The organism is Corallococcus sp. BB11-1 (assembly GCF_026626625.1).
Taxonomy (GTDB): Bacteria; Myxococcota; Myxococcia; order Myxococcales; family Myxococcaceae; genus Corallococcus; species Corallococcus soli.
Map to the genome: position 1 here is coordinate 59,884 of NZ_JAPNJY010000025.1, position 18,346 is coordinate 78,229.

At 71.8% G+C, this 18,346-nt stretch carries 11 protein-coding genes; 4 read left to right on the forward strand and 7 right to left on the reverse strand.

Going from position 1 to position 18,346, the window contains the following annotated elements; genetic code table 11:
- Positions 1–35 precede the first annotated feature (35 nt).
- On the forward strand, positions 36–1,307 hold the full coding sequence (locus OV207_RS20215) for a hypothetical protein (protein ID WP_267556757.1): 1,272 nt from the start codon (positions 36–38) through the stop codon (positions 1,305–1,307).
- Positions 1,308–1,376: 69 nt separating this feature from the next.
- On the forward strand, positions 1,377–2,966 hold the full coding sequence (locus tag OV207_RS20220; RefSeq protein ID WP_267556758.1) for a sensor histidine kinase: 1,590 nt from the start codon (positions 1,377–1,379) through the stop codon (positions 2,964–2,966).
- 7 nt (positions 2,967–2,973) lie between these two features.
- Here OV207_RS20220 and OV207_RS20225 read toward each other — a convergent pair whose 3' ends face one another.
- The 3 genes from OV207_RS20225 to OV207_RS20235 all read right to left on the reverse strand — a co-directional run bounded on the left by OV207_RS20225 (position 2,974) and on the right by OV207_RS20235 (position 6,949).
- A complete protein-coding gene (locus tag OV207_RS20225; protein ID WP_267556759.1) occupies positions 2,974–5,142 on the reverse strand; it encodes an MSCRAMM family protein in 2,169 nt (722 codons plus the stop codon).
- 162 nt (positions 5,143–5,304) lie between these two features.
- Positions 5,305–6,117, reverse strand: coding sequence for a TIGR02452 family protein (locus tag OV207_RS20230; protein WP_267556761.1), 813 nt, complete (start codon positions 6,115–6,117; stop codon positions 5,305–5,307).
- 4 nt (positions 6,118–6,121) lie between these two features.
- Positions 6,122–6,949, reverse strand: coding sequence for a hypothetical protein (locus tag OV207_RS20235; protein WP_267556762.1), 828 nt, complete (start codon positions 6,947–6,949; stop codon positions 6,122–6,124).
- Positions 6,950–7,331: 382 nt separating this feature from the next.
- Here OV207_RS20235 and OV207_RS20240 point away from each other — a divergent pair, with 382 nt between their 5' ends.
- On the forward strand, positions 7,332–10,478 hold the full coding sequence (locus OV207_RS20240; protein WP_267556763.1) for an ATP-binding protein: 3,147 nt from the start codon (positions 7,332–7,334) through the stop codon (positions 10,476–10,478).
- 56 nt (positions 10,479–10,534) lie between these two features.
- Here the strand turns inward: OV207_RS20240 and OV207_RS20245 are convergent, their stop codons facing one another.
- From OV207_RS20245 to OV207_RS20260, 4 genes are all read right to left on the reverse strand, one after another.
- Positions 10,535–12,160 (reverse strand): M20/M25/M40 family metallo-hydrolase, encoded by a 1,626-nt coding sequence (locus OV207_RS20245; RefSeq protein WP_267556764.1) that lies wholly within the window; start codon positions 12,158–12,160, stop codon positions 10,535–10,537.
- A 76-nt stretch (positions 12,161–12,236) separates the two neighbouring features.
- Positions 12,237–14,261, reverse strand: a complete 2,025-nt coding sequence (gene mdoH / locus OV207_RS20250; protein WP_267556766.1) for a glucans biosynthesis glucosyltransferase MdoH — start codon at positions 14,259–14,261, stop codon at positions 12,237–12,239.
- Between the two features lie 53 nt (positions 14,262–14,314).
- Complete coding sequence (locus tag OV207_RS20255) at positions 14,315–14,818, reverse strand: hypothetical protein (protein WP_267556767.1); 504 nt, start codon at positions 14,816–14,818, stop codon at positions 14,315–14,317.
- Positions 14,815–16,404: a glucan biosynthesis protein gene (locus OV207_RS20260; RefSeq protein WP_267556768.1), complete on the reverse strand. Its 1,590-nt coding sequence runs from the start codon at positions 16,402–16,404 to the stop codon at positions 14,815–14,817. The genes OV207_RS20255 and OV207_RS20260 overlap by 4 nt, the downstream gene beginning before the upstream one ends.
- Positions 16,405–16,858: 454 nt before the next feature.
- On the opposite strand from OV207_RS20260, the gene OV207_RS20265 reads away from it, so the two are divergent.
- Positions 16,859–18,325 (forward strand): DEAD/DEAH box helicase, encoded by a 1,467-nt coding sequence (locus tag OV207_RS20265; protein ID WP_193348597.1) that lies wholly within the window; start codon positions 16,859–16,861, stop codon positions 18,323–18,325.
- Positions 18,326–18,346 lie beyond the last annotated feature (21 nt).

Genomic DNA, 18,346 nt, shown 5'->3' on the forward strand with positions numbered 1-18,346 from the left:
CGGCCACCCCCACCCCCTCACCCTGGACCTCTTCCGTGGCGATCCCCACTCGCAACGACGTTCGTCCCGCTGCTCCTTCGCTCCGGGCGCTCCCCGCGCTCGTGGGTGCGGCCCTGCTCCTCACCACGGCTTCGGCCCGCGCGCAGCCCGCGCCCACGCCCCTGGAGGACAACCGCACCATCACGCTGGGCTACATCGACATCGCGTACGAACTGGGGGCCGTCATCGACCCCAGCCTGCAACCCGGTGGCACCAGCAACGCACGTCCGAACTGGTTCACCTTCGCGCCGCACGCCTCCCAGGCCGGCGGCAAGGGGATGTACAGCGCGGCGCTCGCGCGGAACTTCATCGCCGCGGCGCGGCTCCAGCCGTCGCTGTCGCTGACGAACGCGTTGGACCGGCTGGGGCTCGGCGGCGTGCTGCGGCTCCAGCTCCAGGATCTGTCCCTCCAGCTCATCGCGCAGGGCCTCACCGTCGACGCGGCCACGGCGCTGAGCGTGATGACCAGCGCGCTCAACGTCGGCGCGCTCGGGGACGTGCGCACCCTGCTCGCCACCGCGTCGCGCCTGGGTGCGCTGTACGCGAGCGCGCCGGGCCTGTCGCCGCTCGACAAGACGGAGGCCATCGTCGTCACGCTGGAGCGCACGCTGCACGAGGGCAACCTCGCCATCTTCCACGACGTCGGCGGTTCGGCGCGCCTGTACCTGGACTGGCGCGGCGCGGCCACGGGCCCCATCACGCCCGCGCGGGTGCTCACGGAGTTCACCCTGGTGGGCGCCGTCAACACGCAGGCGCAGCAGGCGTACGACTACGCCCTGCTGCACGCGGAGGACAGCCCGCGCCCCCGGCGCATGGACCTGCTCTTCCCGGGCATGCAGTGGAAGAGCCTGCTGGTGGCCGCCTTCGCCCTCTACGAGGAGGCCCGGATCGCGCCCACGCCCGCGCGGCGCGACGCGCTCATCGCCATGGGCAACAACTACGTCGCCTGGCGCGAGCAGCTGGATCAGGCCCAGCCCGTCTTCACGCCCGCGGGCTCGCCCACGGACGAGGTGTCCCGCGCGGCGGTCCTCCAGGCGCTGACGCCGCTGCTGATGACGGACTTCGGCACGGTGCGCTGGACGTACGCGGACTACGCCTACGCCCAGCCGGACCGGGACGGCAACCCGCTCACCTCCCCTCCGTCCGAGTACAGCTGGGCGGACTTCTGGGATCGCTGGAACGGCATCCTCTTCGCGTTCGACGCGGCCTATCTGCGTCCCACGGAACTGTGGGTCATGCCGGAACCCCTGATGGATCCGCTGGGCTGACAGCCGGCCCTGGAACCGCCCTCGCTTGCTTGACTGGCGCGGGGCGCGTGCGGGAGCGTGTACGTCCTGATGAGTCCCCTGCCCGGCAGTCCGTTCGAACCCGCCCGCCCAGCCTCCGCGGACGCACCGTCCGCGCCGGGCACGGGCACCCTGAAGGATCCCACCCAGCTTCCGCTCCCGGCCGACGAGGCCAGCATGTCCGCGCAGACCCGCTTGCAGGTGCTGCGGGAGATGATGGCCGAGGCGTTCCTGGCGCTCGACGCGCAGGGGAACATCCAGGAGTTGAACCACCGCGCCGCGTCCCTCCTGGGGCTGCCGTACGGTCACTGCGAGGGGGTGACGCCGTGGGCCGCGCAACCGGCGCTGGCCGGGACGCACCTGCACGAGCGGCTGCTTGACGCGCTCACCACGCGGGAGCCGGCGCGGTTCCTGTCGGAGCTGCCCTCCGGGGTGTGGCTGGAGGTGTCGGTGCGCCCCGTGGGTGGGGAGACCTGGGTGCTGGCCACGGACATCACACGCCGGCAGCGCGCGGAGAATGAGGCCGCGCGCACCGACGAGCGCTTCCGGCAACTGGGTGAGCGCTTCCAGGTGGCCCTGGAGTCCGCGCAGATGGCCGTCTGGGAGACGAACCTCGTCACCGGGCAGGTGTTCCGCTCGGAGGGGCATGATCGGCTGTACGGATATCCGCAGCCCCTGGCGGAGTGGACGCACGAGCAGTTCCTGGCGTCGCTGCACCCGGACGACCGGCCGACGGTGGAAGCGCAGGTGTCATCCATCTTCCACAACGACGTGCTGTCGTATTCATCCACGTTCCGCACGCACTGGCCGGATGATTCGTGGCACTGGCTCATCAGCCGCGCGCGTGTCATCCGCGACGCGAACGGCCGGGTGATGGTCGTGCGGGGTGCCATCCTGGACATCACCGCGCTCAAGGAGACGGAGCAGGCGCTGCAGGAAGCGGTGCGCACGCGCGACGACTTCCTGTCGCTGGCCAGCCACGAGCTGCGCACGCCGCTCACGTCGCTGCGCCTCCAGTTGGACCTCATCCGCCGGATGGCGGTGGTGTCCCCGAACGAGCCCCTGGGGTCCGCGAAGGTGACGGGGCGGCTGGAGTCCTCGGACCGGCAGCTGAAGCGGCTGGGCGCGCTGCTGGACAACCTGCTGGACGTCAGCCGCATCCGCACCGGCAAGCTGGACTTCGAGCTGACGTCCGGCGACCTGGCGACGGTGGTGGAAGACCTGGCCGCGCGCTTCGCGGAGGAAGCGAAGCAGGCCGGGGTGGAGCTGGAGGCCCGCGTGCAGGGGCCGGCCCCGTGCAGGTTTGATCGGCTGCGCATGGAGCAGGTGGTGAGCAACCTCATCGCCAATGCCCTGCGCTACGGCCGGGGCACGCCGGTCCACGTCTCGCTGCGCCAGCAGGACGGAGCGCTGCGGCTGACGGTGCGCGACGGCGGCCCGGGAGTGCCCGCCTCCGAGCGCGAGCGCATCTTCCAGCGCTTCGCCCAGGCCCAGGGCTCCTCGCGCACGGGCGGCCTGGGGCTGGGGCTCTACATCGTGCGGCAGATCCTGGAAGAGCACGGCGGCCGTGTCTGGGTGGAGGAAGCCCCCGGCGGCGGCGCGGCCTTCGTGGTGGCGCTGCCCCTGGACGAGAGGGCGTAGCCGCCTCTCAGCGCGCGAAGTACGCCCCGCCGTCCCCGGGGAGCTTCGACGCGGTGTCGTGGACGCCGGGCTTCGCGATCTCCAGCGGGATGCGTTGGACGGAGCGTCCCACGAGGTCCTCCGTCACGAACAGCGTGTAGCGCCCCAATGGCAGCGAGCTGAATACGAAGACATCGCTTCCCGATTGGATGATGCCGGGTTCGAGCCGCTCCGGCCTGCGCTCGGAGACATCGACATCGGGATCGATGCCACTCAGCACCAGGGCGTCCATCTCCAGCGCCGTCGCCGGCAGGGGGACATCCCCCTGGGCAAGCACGACGTCGTACCACTCGCTCGCCCTGGGCAGCGTCACGCGCAGTGAGGCAGGCCCCGTGCGGGCCCACAGCTCCATCCGGAGTGTCTCTCCCGGAGCGCCCACGAACCTCCGGGGAAAGAAGACCCGCCGCGGTGGCCTGGGCCAATTTGAAGACCCACGGCCTTCGGAGGCCTTCAGGACGCACTCCTGTCCGGCCGGGGCGCCCAGGGTGAAGCGACCTTCCGCATCCGCCGTGGACTGAGAGACGAAGGGTCCCTGGCACCGGAACCTCCACTGGTAGCCTTCGAGCGGACGTCCCTCCGCATCCGCCACCATGCCCTGGACGCGGGCATCCGGCACGAGCCGCAGGGTCACCGTTTCCTGCTCCGCTCCCAGCGGCTGCATGGCGGCCCCCGCGTTCGCGTCGAGAAAGAGGGCACCGGCTTCGCGCGGGACATGCGCCATCACGAACCGGCCACTCGCATCCGTCAGGGCACCCGCGCGCCTGCCCTGAGCCGAGGGGCGGCTCAGCTCTCGCGTGAGCACGAAGTACACCTCGATCCCGGACGCGACCGGTTTCCCATCCACGCCCAGGACCTGGCCCCGCACCGTGCGCCCACGATCCAGGACGATGTCGGGCAGGACGGTGCGCGGTGACTGAAGGGTCTCCACCACGCGGCGCAAGGGCGCGAAGTGCCTTGCCTCGAAGTTCATTTCCAGCGGCGGCGGCCCGAAGTTCGGAAACGAAAAGCGTCCCTCGGGATTCTCGAACGTCGTCGCTCCCACCTTGAAGCGGCTCACGGGCCGACCGTCCGGCGCCAGCACCCGGCCCTCGATGACACCCTCCACGGTGGTGGAAGCACGGAACGTCAAGGACACGTCCTGCGCATCGGTGGCGACCTCCACGGCCTGCTGGGAGCCGCTCAGCTTCATCCGCTGGGGACCTTGCAGCAGGTGCTCCATCGCGAAGCGTCCCTGCGCGTCAGTTACCGCCCGGGTCAGGCTCCTGGGGACTCCCTCCTTCACTTCTCCTGACTCCGCGAGGAGTTGGACGCCGCTCAGCGGACGGTCGTCCGGACCGACGACCCTGCCATGAAGGGCCTCGCGCTCCTTGAAGCCCGCGAAGCTCAGCGCGACCTCCTGTGCCTGCCCCGGCAGGACCGTGAACTCCGAGGCTGCGGTCCACCAGGTAGACGGCCAGGGAGCGTACGAGGTCGTCACCCGGTAGCGACCCGGCCCCAGCCCCTCGTAGCGCACGACTCCGTCCGCGGAAACGCGGCTCCAGGAATCATCCCCCGCGTCGATCCGCTCCAGCTCCGCGTCGTAGAGGTTCACCGGACGTCCATCGGGCGCCTGGCCCCGCACCCGCACCTTTCCCGAGGCGGTGAGCGTGACCGCGAGCTCGCGGGGCAGTGATTCGAAGACCCGCCGGTCCCGGATGAAGTCCGGGCGTTCGGTGAGCAGGACGCCCCTCCCCAACCCCACGCCCTCGAAGGAGAAGCGGGCATCCTTGCCGCTGACCGCTGTCAACCGAGGTGCTGTTTCATCCTCGGGAACCCAGGCGAGCCTCGCGCCCACGACCGGCGCGCCGAAGGCATCCACCACGCGCCCCGACACCGTGCCTCCGGGTTGGAGCGTCATCGTCACGGTCGCCGGATGGTCCCGCCCGAGCCGCACATCCGTGTCCACGAAGGACTGGTAACCCACCCCCCTTGCCCCCACCGAGTACCAGCCCGAAGGAAGCCGGAGCTGCCCCTTGCCGCCTTCACCCGTGAGCCCAGAGAAAGCCGGGGAGTGCTCGTCGAGTGCATGCCGGGCCTTGAAATGGACGCCGGGCAGGGGCCGTCCACCCATGTCCTGCGCCACGACCGTGAGGATCACCTCGCGGGGAGTCTCTTCCAAGGAACGTGCCCCGGACGACTCCGTCGGCGCCACCGGCAGTCGAGACGAAGTGCCCGCGCACGCGAGCGCTCCTACTACGAGCCCTACCTGGCACCATCGCATGCGCCCACGTTAGCAGGCGCCCGCGCAAGCACGGAGCGGTCAGCCGAAGCGCGCGCGGAACGTGCGCAGGTTGGGTCCCTGCCCGTCTCGCTCGTACACCGCGAACACCACGCGGCTGAACGCGCCCGCCATCGTGGACAGGCCACGCGCGAACGCCTCCGCCACGTCGTGCGGGTTGTTGCGGAACGCGCCGCAGCCCCACGCGCCCAGGATGAGCGTGCGGTGCCCGTGGTGCGCCGCCACCTGGAGCACCTTGAGGGCCCGGTCGAACAACACGTCCCGCAGCTGCTGCGCGACCTGAGGATCCTTCACCGCCAGCTGCTTCGCGTTGGGCGCGGGCGCGGTGAGCACCGACACCGGGAAGGGACGCTCCAGCAAGTCATGGCGCTCGCTGCGGAAGAACGGCACGTCCGGCGAGTACAGGAAGTGGTCCGTGTACAGCGGTGAGAGCGCCTTGCGGTTCACCTCGTAGAGCTCCGGCCACTTCAGGAGGCACGCGTACAGGGCCGAGCAGCGCGCCAGGTCCTCCTCCTGCGCCTTCGCGCCCGTGAGGAAGCCGCCGCCCGGGTTCACCGCCGACGCGAAGTTGAGCGCGAACACGCCGCGCTCGCCCTCCAGCTCCACCAGCCGGCGCGCGGCCTCCCCCGTCTTCTCCCCGGTGACTTCAATGGAGTAGCTGCTCACCGGAGGCGGGCGCGTGAGCCGCTCGAAGTCCCCGGGGCGCACCAGCACCGTGCCCTGGACCGCGTGCGCGACCGCGTCGCGGATGGACACCTCGCGCCCGGAGAACGCCACGTAGGCGCCCTCCTCGGTGATGCGAAGGGTCTCATCCGCGACCTTCGTCATGGACATGACGTCACTCGCAGCCGATGCGCTCGGGGGCCACCGCGACGTCGTCGATCCACGTCTCCGACGCGGAGTCGCCGTGCGGGTGCACGAAGCCGTAGCCCACCGCGAAGTTGGTGAACGGCCGCATGCCCACGTTCGGGAAGTCGTAGGCCAGCGCCCCATCCACGTAGACCTGCGCGCGGCCCGTGGTGTCCGTCGCGTTCGCGCGCTGCACGGCCCACTCGATGCAGGCCCAGCGGTTGGGCGTCATCGTCACCGTCAGATCCTCCTGGAGGTTCCAGCCCGTGCCCAGGATGCCGCTCCAGTCATCCAGCGCGAAGCCGCCGCTGTTCATCTGCTGCAGCTCGATGCCGCCGAAGGCCTTCTCGCTGGGCGAGAAGAGGATGAAGTACGTCCCCATCACGTCCTTGGGGGACGCCCGGTTCAGGTACACGTACGCGCGCGCGAAGAGCTTCGTTCCGAAGGTGGGGATGTCCTTGCGCAGGTGCGCGATGGCCTGGGGATCGGCCTCCGTGCCCGTCCGCTCGTCGTGGCCCGCCTCCGTCACCACGTGCAGCGCGCCGCTGCCGGAGCGGGTACGCGTCGCGTCGATGGTGATGGTCGCGTTGTGCTCATCGTCCGGGTACTTCCAGCCGTTCAGCCCGTTGTCGAAGTTCTCGCAGATGTAGGCGGAGGCCGGGCACTTGCCGTTGGCCGCATTGCCCGTGCCCGCATCCGAGCCCCCGTTCGTGCCCGCGTCCACGTTGTCGACGTCCTTCTTGTCGTCACCGCAAGCCGTCAGCGAGCCAAACGCGAGGGAAGCCATCATCAACGCCAGTGCCGAAGTCGAACGCATGAGTCCTTCCGGAGGGTGGGTCGCGGGTCGCGCGGTGTCACATCGCGAACCCGGGACGTGATGCAGTCCTAGCACGGGCCCCCGTCCCCCTTGGAATGGGGCCCGGCGGACCCCGGGAATGCAGCAGGCAGCCGGGCCCGGACGTCGAAGGCGAGAGGCCCCGCGGGACCATACGGCTGTCATCCATTGATGGATGCGCGCGCCACGCGATCACAAGTGCTCACTAGCGGCGGACCGACCTGCCCGACAGGTGCACGTTGCCGTTCCGCCTCGTACTGCTTTCCATATGCGGAGCTGGCGTCACGGGCGTCACCCTCGCGGGCAGCAAGGCGGTACCGGGGTGGGAGCAGGTGGGGTTTCCGGCATCGGGGAGAGCGGCAGCATGGGCGAGGCCTTCCGAAGGTTCACGGTCGTCGAGCCCCCGGCCGATGAACCGCCTTTCGTCCGTGACGAGCCGCCCCGGTCACACCTCCCCCCCACCGGCTCCGTGGCGCTCGTCTTCACCGACATCCAGGGGTCCACGCGGTTGTGGGAGCGCTGTGGCGCGAGCATGCGCGACGCGCTGGAGCTGCACGACGGCGTGCTGCGCGCGCTGCTGCTGGGCACGGGCGGCTATGAGGTGAAGTCGCAGGGCGACGCCTTCATGGTCGCCTTCGCGTCCCCGGTGGAGGCGGTGCACTGGTGCCTGCGCGCGCAGGAGGCGCTCCTGCACGTGGGCTGGCCCGCGGCCCTCCTGGCGGAGCCGGACGCGGCGGAGGAGCACGCACCGGAAGGGCTGACACACCGGGGGCTGCGCGTGCGCATGGGGGTGCACGTGGGCGAACCGGACTACCGCATGGACCCGTCCACCCACCGGCTGGACTACCTGGGGCCTCCGGTGAACATCGCGGCGCGTGTGGCGGACGCGGGCCACGGCGGCCAGGTGCTGCTGAGCGGCGCGGCGTGGGCTCGCGTCGCGCCGGAGCTGGCCGCGATGGGCGTGCCCGCCGCGCGTACGCTGGGTGCCTTCCGCCTGCGCGGTGTGGGTGACAGCGTCACCTTGGTGGAGGTGCTGCCCGCGTCCCTGGCGCACCGACGCTTCGGGGCGCTGCGAGCGCCCCGGGAAAGGCCCGGCAACGTGCCCGCGTCGCGGCAGGATCTGGTGGGGCGTGGCGAGGAGCTGGACACGCTGCGCCAGTGGGTGCGCGAAGGCGCGCGGCTCATCACCATCCTGGGTCCTGGCGGCATGGGGAAGACGCGGCTGGCCACGCACTTCGGCTCGCTGGAGTCGGACGCGGGCGGCTGGGAAGGCGGCGTCTGGCGGTGCGACCTGGAGGAGGCCCTGACGGCGGGTGACCTCTGCCACGCGGTGGGCCGGGCGCTGGGCGTGCCCCTGGCGGCGGACGGGGATGGCAGCACGCCGTCGGAGCGGCTGGGCCGGGCGCTGGATGGCTGCGGCGACGTGCTGGTCATCCTGGACAACGTGGAGCAGGTGGTGCGGCACGTCCCGGAGACGCTCGGGCGGTGGCGGGTGCTGGCGCCCCGCGCGCGCTTCCTCGTCACCACGCGCGAAGCGCTGCGGCTGCCCGGGGAGCGCGTGCTGGACCTGGCGCCGCTGAGCCTGCCAGACCCCGAGGAGACGCACCGGGAGGTCATCCTGCGCTCGGACGCGGTGCGCCTGTTCGTGCAGCGGGCGCACGAGGCTCGCGGGGACTTCACCCTCACCGACGCGCAGGCCCCGCGCGTCGCGGAGATCGTGCGGCAGTTGGACGGCATCGCGCTCGCCATCGAGCTGGCCGCCGCGCGCGTGAGCGTGCTGGGCGTGGAGCAGCTGCTGGAGCGGCTGTCGAAGCGCTTCGAGCTCCTGCGGGCCGGCCGCCGGGACGCGCCCGCGCGGCAGGCGACGCTGCGGGGCGCCATCGACTGGTCCTGGAACCTGCTGGAGCCGGCCGAATGCGCGGCGCTCGCGCAGTGCTCGGTGTTCCGGGGCGGCTTCACGCTGGAGGCGGCCGAAGCGGTGCTCGTGCTGCCGGAGGGCTCGCCGGACGTGCTGGAGGTGCTGCACTCGCTGCGCTCCCGCTCGCTGCTGTGCGCGCGCGAGGTCGGCGCGCCCGGCGGCTTCCTGCGCCTGGGCCTGTACGAGAGCATCCGCGAGTACGCGGCCCTGCGCCTGCGCGAGCGCGGCGAGGAGGCGGCCTGCGAAGCGCGGCACGCGGACACCTACCTCCAGCTCACCGGCTGGCTGCGGGAGCGCGTCCAGCGCACGGGCGGGGCCACGGCGCTGCGCCGGCTGGCCCTGGAGCGCGAGAACCTGCTGGCCGCGTGCGACAACGCGATGGCGGTGCGGCCGGCGACCGCGGAGTCGCTGGGCCGCGCGCTGGAGACCCTGGTGGCGCTGGAGCCGGATGCGCGCACGCGCGGGCCGGTGGGCCTGCTGCTGGAGCGGCTGGAGCGGGCGCTGGAGGCCTCGGCCCCCTTGCCGGTGGCGCCCCGGAAGCGCGCGGAGGCCCTGGCCGTGCTGGGGCGTGCGTACCTGGACGCGGGCCAGCCGGAAGCGGCGCGCCGGGCCCTGGAGGAGGTGCGCACCCGCTTCCAGGCGCTGGGCGATGCGGCGGCGCAGAAGCGCGTGCTCGTGGACCTGTCCATCGTCGCCCGCCACGCCGGGGACGTGGCCACCGCGTGGACGCTGATGAGCGCCGCGCAGGCCCTCCCGTCCGAAGGTGACCGCTGGCTGGAAGCGTACGCGGTGGGGAACCTGGGCCTCATCGAACAGGTGCGACGCGGCCCGGAGGCGGCCATCCCGCACCTGCGCGCGTCGCTCGCGTTGTTCCGCGAGGTGGGCGACGTGACGTTCGAGGTGGGCTTCCTCACCAACTGCGCGGTCGCCATGGGCGAAGCGGGTGACGGCGGCGAAGCGGTGATGTTGCTGGGCGAAGCCCTGGCCCGGGCATCCAGCGTGGAGGATCGCACCGGAGAGGCCCTGGCCCGCATCAACCTGGGCTGCTACCTGCTGGACGCGGGCGGCATCGCGGACGCGTGCGAGCACCTGGAGTCCGCGGTGCGCACCTCGCGCATCATGGGGCAGCGGCTGATGGAGGGCACGGCCCTGGGTGAGCTGGGGCGCGCCTGGCTCGCGAGGGGTGACTGGAAGCAGGCCCGTGCGGCGCTGGGGGAGGCGGTGACCATCCTGGGCCGCGCGTCCCGCTGGCAGTCCCTGCGCTTCATCGCGCACCTCGCCGCGCTGGAGGCCGCCTCTGGCGAACTGCGAGCCGCCCGCGAGGGCTTCGCGGAGCTGGAGGCCGCCCCCGAGCTGAGCGAGGACCCCAGCCTGCGCCAGCTCGTGAACCTGCTGCGCGCCGCGCTGGACCTGGCCGAGGCCAGCGCCGCCCCTCCCGACAGCCGCGAAGGCCACGAGGCCCGGAGCGCGGCCCGCCGTCGCATGGAGGCGGCCCGCGGGGCCCCGCGCGAGACGGCCTCGTCGGACATCCGGGGCGCGCTGCGCTTCCTGGAAGGCCGCCCCGGCGTCGCCGAATCACGCCAGGGCGCCTGAAGCGCCGGGCCCCAGGCCAGACCCACTCCCCCCTCGGCGCCCCGGCGTCCCCTGCCCTACGGCTTCGCGGCGGGCACCGTCGTCACCGGCTTCGCGAAGCGCAGGAAGAAGCTGTCGTCGTTCCAGCGCGGGCGGTCGGGCGCATCCGCCACCGCGTTCGTCATCGCGGTCAGGAACGTGATGAAGCGCGCGGCGCCCTCGCGGTCCACGGGCTGCTGGGCCACGTCATCCGAGGGCGCGTGGTAGTGCTCCGCGAGCCACTGCTTGAACAGCTTGTGCTCGTTGGAGTCTGGCGTGTAGCCGAACTTGAAGAACAGCGCGGGCACGCCCTCGCGGATGAACGAGTACTGGTCGCTGCGCACGAACAGGTTGCGGTCCGGCTCCGGATCCGCGAGCACCCGCACGCCCTGCCGCGCGGCCACCTCCGCGAGCGGCGCGGAGAGCGTGGACTCATCCTTGCCGTGCGCCACCACGGCGGTGAACGGCCAGTGGGGCATGAACATGTCCAGGTTGAAGTCCGCCACCATGGACGACACGGGCACGGGGGGCCGGGACACGAAGTACTTCGAGCCGAGCAGGCCCTTCTCCTCGCCCGTCACCAGCACGAACAGCACCGAGCGCTTCGGCTTCTCCTTCTGCTCGCGCAGCGCCCGCGCCACCTCCAGCAGCGCCGCCACGCCGGAAGCGTTGTCCATGGCGCCGTTGTAGATGCGGTCGCCCTTCACCGCATCGCCGATGCCCACGTGGTCCAGGTGCGCGCTGAGCACCACGTACTCCTTCGCGAGCACCTTGTCGGAGCCGGGCATGACGCCCACCACGTTCATCGACTTGAGCGGCCTGGACTCGATGGTGAGCTTCACCTTCAGCCGCGAGGGCAGCTCGAACTTCGGCAGCGGCTGGTCCGCGTGGGCCAGCGCCAGCACCTCCTCGAAGGTGTGCGGCGCGCCCTCGAACCACTTCTGGGACCGCGCCACGTTCACGACCGCGCCCACCTTCAGGCCGCCAGCGTCATTGAGCGAGGGGTCCGTGAAGATCACCGTGGGGTTGCGGCTGGCGGCCACCGTCCGCTCCCACGGAAGCTCCAGCAGCTTGGGGTTCTGCAACACGACGACCCCCACGGCCCCGGCGCGCTTGAGCACCTCCACGCGCTCCGTCCACGAGGAGAAGTGGGACTTGATGGGCCCCGGGATGTTCGCGGGGCCCCCCTGGAGCAGCACCACCACCTTGCCCTTGAGGTCCAGGCCCGCGAAGTCATCGTGGCCCTTCTCCGGGATGGACAGGCCGTACCCCACGAACACCAGGGGCGCGTCCACCGTGCCGGTGTCACCCTGCCGCGCGGACAGCATGACGTCCTCGCCCTGCACCAGGGGGAGCGTCTGGCCGCCGCGCACGAGCGCGATGCGGGACTTCGCCTCCACGATCCGGCGCGACCGCAGCGTCATGGGCTGGAGGAAGCCCGTCTTCAGCAGCGGCTTCACCTCCAGCGCGGCCAGCTCCTTGGACACGTAGCCCGCGGCGGTCTCGTAGCCCTTGCTGCCCGTGTCGCGCCCCTCCATCGCGTCACTGGAGAGGACCTCGATGTGCTTCCACCACCGGTCCCCCTGCGACAAGGGAGCGTCGGCGGCGAAGGCCCCGGAGGCGACGAACAACGCGAGCACTGCGGCGCAAGAAGTCCGGTTCATGGACCCTGCGTTTAGGGCGACGGGGGCCCGTGCGCAACCACGAGGACGCCCTGGGTCGGCCGCCAGCGGCCCCGCGTCACGCCCGGACGCCGAGCCGGCGTCCGCGCAGCTCCGACAATGTGCGCGCGTCGAGCAGCACCGCGGACTTCTCCTGGGGGGACAGGGGCTCCACCGCGCCCGCCAGCAGCTTGCGCCGCGCGGAGGCGAGCGCCCCGGGCACCCCCGCCGTCGGGTGGGCCTCCAGCAGGGCCAGGTGCAGCGCGTGCGCGCGGGGATCCGTGAGCACGTGGTCCAACGCGTCGTCCACCGGCTCCAGCCCCTCCTCCGACAGCTCCTGCGCGCGCACCAGCACGGCGGGCGGCGTCACCTCCTCCGGAATGAGGAACAGGCCCCGGCGCTGCGCCCACAGGCCCAGCGACGCGCGCGCCGTGAGGACGGAGATGGCCGGGGCCAGCCACAGCCCCAGGATGACGGGCGACAGCCACGCCAGCATCCCCGGCGCCACCGCGACCGTCAGCGCCGCCAGCACCGCGCCCACCGCCATGTGCCACTTGTGCCGGCGCAGCGCCTCCGACCACGGCAGGTCGGTATCCTCGCGCTGCTGGCTGGACCACGACACCCGGTAGCCCAGCAGCGTGCCGAACACGAAGTGCGACTGGAAGAGCATCATCACCGGCGCCATCAGCGTGGACACCACGCCCTCCAGCAGGACGCTCAGCGTCAGCTTGAAGCGGCCGCCCATCCGCGCCGCCTCCGCGCGGTCGGCCAGCACCAGCCCCAGGCCCATCAGGCGGGGGATCCACAGCATCGCCAGCGACAGGACCATCAGCCGCAGCGCGCCCGCCGTGTCGAACGCGTCCCCGCCGGGCAGCGTGGACTGGAAGTCCATGAGCGTGGTCGGAGAGAAGAACCACTCGTGCAGCGCGGCGAACAGGCCCGACACCAGGAAGATGAGCCACAGGGGCGACGCCACGTAGGACATCACGCCCATGAGGAAGTGCGCCCGGCTCATCGGGTGCAGGCCGCCCGCCAGCACGAGGCCCAGGTGCTGGAGGTTGCCCTGGCACCAGCGGCGGTCGCGCTGCGCGTACGCGAGCAGATCCGGGGGCGGCTGCTCGTAGCTGCCCCCCAGCTCCGGCACCAGCCACACCGTGTAGCCCGCGCGACGCATCAGCGCCGCCTCCACGAAGTCGTGGCTGAGGATGTGGCCACCGAAGGGCTGCTGGCCGGGGAGCACCGGCAGGCCGCAGTGCTCGATGAAGGGCGCCATGCGCAGGATGGCGTTGTGGCCCCAGTAGTTGGAGTCCCCCAGCTGCCACGCCGCCGCGCCCGCCGCCACGATGGGGCCGTAGATGCGGCCCGCGAACTGCTGCAGGCGCGCGAACAGCGTGGAGCGGCCCACGTTCTGCGGCGGCACCTGGAGGATGCCCGCGCCCGGGTTCAATTCCATCAGCCGGGCCATGTTCACCACGCTGTCGCCCGCCATCAGGCTGTCGGCGTCCAGCACCAGCAGGAAGTCGTAGCGCCGGCCCCAGCGCTCACAGAACTCGGCCAGGTTGCCGGCCTTCTTGCCGGTGTTGTCGAAGCGGCGCCGGTAGAAGATGCGGCCCTGCCCGCCCACGCGGCGGCACAGCTCCGACCACGCCAGCTCCTCCGCCACCCACGCCTCCGCGCGCGTGGAGTCGCTGAGCACGTAGAAGTCGAACGCGTCCAGGTGCCCGGTGGCCGCGATGGACTCGTACGTGGCCTGCACGTGCGCGAACACCGACGCCGGATCCTCGTTGTGCACCGGCATCACCACCGCGGTGCGACGCGTGAGCGGCCCGGCGGCCTCCTCCTCCGTGGGCCAGCGCAGGCCCGGCACGCGGCGGTTGGACACGAGCTGCACGAAGCCCGCGACGCCGCCCCAGAACGACAGGGCGATCCACGCGAAGCACAGCGTGAACAGCAGCAGCACGAAGCCCTCCGGCACCGTGGTGCCCCGGGCGCTCAGCAGCCGGTGCATCTCCACGGAGGCGAACCCGGTGGTCAGGGCCGCCAGCCCCAGCACCATCACGCGGCGAGGGCGGGCCATGGCCGGCGAGTACGGTTCGGCGTTCATGCGGGGTGCTCCGGGCTTCGGGCGTCAGGAGGCGACGCGAGGTGGAAGGCGCGCTAGCGCGAGGGCGAAACGTCCGCCTGGCGGCTGGCCGGACGCAGCCAGCGGCGCACCATGTCCATGAAGGGATTGAGCACGAGCACCTGCTCGCGCATCTGGCAGGGCATTTCGGACGGGGCCGCCATGGGCACTGCCTCACACACCGCCCGGCGCCACGCCTCCGGCAACGCGCGCGGCTCGCGCATCAGCACGTCCGCGCCCCAGCGCGCGCCGCCCACCAGGACGAACGCGGCCCGGCCGCGCACCAGCAGCGACGGCCCGACGTGCGACGGCCCGAGCACCTCCGCCAGCCACCCCTCCACCCGCCAGCGCGCGAGCGCCAGCGCGGCCTCCGGAGACAGCGACAGTTCGCGGACGCCCAGCACCCAGCTCGCCAGGCGCTCCAGGTCTCCACGGCCCGTGAAGCCGAAGTCCTGGAAGAAGCCCTCCAGCGCGTCGCGGGTGTCCGCGCGGGCCTGGGGCATCGCCGGGGCGAAGGAGAGGAAGGGGTGCGTGGTCACGGAATCCACAGGTAGCTCCAGGTCTCGGTGAGGGTCTCGGAACCGCGTTTCAGGAAGCAGCGGAGCTCGACGGGGCCTGCTCCGTCGGGCATCAGCTCGAAGGCCGCGCGGTAGCCGCCGGTGACGGCGTGCACTTCCGCGCGAGGGTGCAGCACCTGCCCACGGGAAGCGGTGACGACCGCCTCCACCGGGCCCGCGCCATCCCCGATGCTCTGGGTGAAATCGAGGACGAAGCGACGCGCCCCCGGCTTGCTACCCGCCGCGACACGCGTCGCCGCGACGACCGACCCCGTCGGCTTCACGCCCTCCGGCGCGAAGCCCCAGGACAGGCGGTACGAGAACCCAAGCTGTGCACCCGCCGCCAACGGTGCATCCGGCACCCAGAAGGCCACGATGTTGTCGTGGATCTCCTCGCGGGTGGGCAGCTCCACCAGCCGCACGGACCCCTTGCCCCAGTCGCCCACCGGCTGCACCCAGGCCCCGGGCCGGCGCTCGGAGCGTGCCTCCAGGTCCTCGTAGCTGGCGAAGGCCTGGTCGCGCTGCAGCAGGCCGAAGCCCGCCAGCCCGTCCGCATGGAAGCTGCTCACCTGGGTGTGCTTCGGGTTCTTCAACGGCCGCCACAGCTTCTCGCCGTTCTTCATCCACACGGAGAGGCCGTCGGAGTCGTGCACCTCCGGGCGGAAGTCGTCGAAGTCGCCCCGGTCGTTCTCCCCGAAGAGGTACATGCTGGTCAGCGGCGCCAGCCCCAGCTGCCGCACCTGCTTGCGCGCGAACAGCGTCACCGTCACGTCCATCACCGTCTGCTCACCCGGGCGGATGGCGAAGCGGTAGGCCCCCGTGACGCTGGTGCTGTCAAGCAGCGCGTGCACCACCACCTGGTCCGCGCCCTCCGCCGGCCTCTCCAGCCAGAACTCGCGGAACGTGGGGAACTCCTCGGGCCCCGACAGCGCCGTGTCGATGGCGAGCCCGCGCGCGGACAGCCCGTACACGTTGCCCCGCCCCAGCGCGCGGAAGTAGCTGGCCCCCAGGAAGGCCACCAGCTCGTCGTAGTAGCCCTTCGTGTTGAGCGGCGCGTTGAGGCGGAAGCCCGCGAAGCCGTTCACCTTGCCCGCGGGCGGCGTGCCCACCAGCGGGCCGTACGTGAATTGATCCGTGGAGAAGGGCACCGGGCGCGACTTGCCGCCGGACACCTCGTTCACCACCACCGGACGCGTGTAATAGAAGCCCGGGTGGAAAAACTGCGCCCGGAAGGGCACGCCCGCGTCACGCCACAGGGAGCTGGCGTCGCGGAAGCGGATGTCCCGGTACTGATCGTAGGTGAGCTTCTCGAAGGACGGCGGCACGCCCACGGGCGGCTCCTGGTACGGCTTTCCGGCCAGCGCCCGGGCCTTCTCCTTCACCGTCTCCGTGGAGAACCCCGAACCCCGGGCCGCCGTGGACGACGTCGCCGGCTTCGGCTGGGCGCACGCCAGCGTCGCCGCGCACAGCCCCACACCCCAGGTCATCCCCACCATCTGTCGCCGCCACCGCGTCAAATCCCGCTCCTCCTGGGCCACCGCTCGCGCCTTCACGGCGCGATGCGGCATAGGCTAGCAACGGTCATGCCAAGCGGGAGGGGGCGGGGAATTTCCCAATCAATCCATCCACCTGCCCCAGGGCAGATGATTGCTGTTCAAATGATTTCGCCTCTTTGGGAGGGCGGGCGAGGGAGAGGGCCTCCGCCGCCTGGACTGGGGGGTTGGGGATGTGACGGACAGCGGGCATGCAGCCCTGTCCGAAATCTCCACAGGGGCGGGCCGGCCGGGCGGATGGATTTCCCGGGACATTGCCCCCCGTTGCAGGCAGTGTGGCCAGACCGTGTGCCGTACCGGGAATCCTCCCGGGGGGCCCACGGGTTCCTGGAAACTTCCAGGTGCTTCGGGCCGCTTCGCGGCCCGACCGCGCACCGCCAGGCGCCCCCGTAATTTCGCGGGAGGGCGCGCTGCGCGGTCGGCCCCCCGCCTGAGGGGGAAGCGCGCCAACCCATCATTGCGGGATTCCATGACGTTTGACGAACTGCAGTTGACTGACTCACTCCTCAAGGCCGTGAAGGCCGAGGGCTACACCACGCCGACGCCCATCCAGGTGAAGGCGATTCCGCACGCCCTGGCGGGCAAGGACGTCCTGGGCGTGGCCCAGACGGGCACGGGCAAGACGGCGGCGTTCGCGCTGCCCATCCTCCAGCGGCTGTCGGCGAAGGCCCCCTCGGGCGGCGCGCGTCCGGTGCGCTGCCTGGTGCTGACGCCCACGCGTGAGCTGGCCAGCCAGGTCAGTGAGAGCTTCGGGACCTACGGCAAGAACCTGCCCCTGCGCCACGCGGTGGTGTTCGGCGGCGTGGGCCAGACGCCGCAGGTCCAGGCGCTGCGCCAGGGCGTGGACATCCTGGTGGCGACGCCGGGACGCCTGCTGGATCTGATTGATCAGGGCCACGTCACGCTGCGCGCGCTCGAGGTGTTCGTGCTCGACGAGGCGGACCGCATGCTGGACATGGGCTTCATCCACGACGTCCGGCGCGTCATCAAGGTGCTGCCGAAGGAGCGCCAGACGCTGTTCTTCAGCGCGACGCTGCCGCCGGACATCATGGACCTGGCGCGCAACATCCTGAGGGATCCGGTGCGGGTGGAGGTGTCACCCGCGTCCACCACTGCGGAGACGGTGAGCCAGCAGGTGTACTTCGTGAAGCGCGAGGAGAAGCGCGCGCTGCTCACGCACCTGCTCCAGGACGCGAAGGTCATCCCGCGCGCGCTGGTGTTCACGCGCACGAAGCACGGCGCCAACCGCGTGGCGAAGCAGCTCACGCAGGCGGGTGTGCGCGCCGACGCCATCCACGGCAACAAGAGCCAGAACGCCCGTGAGCGCGCGCTGGACGAGTTCCGCGCGGGCACCCTGCGCGTGCTGGTGGCCACGGACATCGCGGCGCGCGGCATCGACATCGACGGGCTGTCGCACGTCTTCAACTACGACCTGCCCAACGTGCCGGAGCAGTACGTGCACCGCATCGGCCGCACCGGCCGCGCGGGCGCCAGCGGCCAGGCCGTGTCGTTCTGCGACTCCGAGGAGCGCGAGTACCTGCGCGACATCGAGCGCACCATCCGCCGCAGCGTGCCGGTGGTGGCGGACGCCAGCTTCCGTTCGCTGCTCCCCGCGACGCTCCCGGGCGACCTGGTGGAGGACGACCGTCCGCCCCTCGCCGGTGGGCGGGGTGGTGGCCGGGGCAATGGCGGCCAGCGCCGCGGCGGCAACGGCGGCGGTGGTGGCGGCGGCGGGCGTGGTGGAGGCCGCGGTGGCGGTCAGGGCCGTGGCGGTGGCGGCGGTCAGCGTCCGTCCAGCGGCGCGGGCGCCCAGGCGTCGCGCGGCGGCGGTCAGGTCCGTGCGCAGGCGAGCCGTCCGGCCGGGGCCGGGGCACCTCCTCCGGCCGCGGGGGCCAGCACGCCTCCGCCCCGGCGGCAGTTCTCCAAGTGGGGCTGAGCCCCTCCCCTCTTCCCCGGT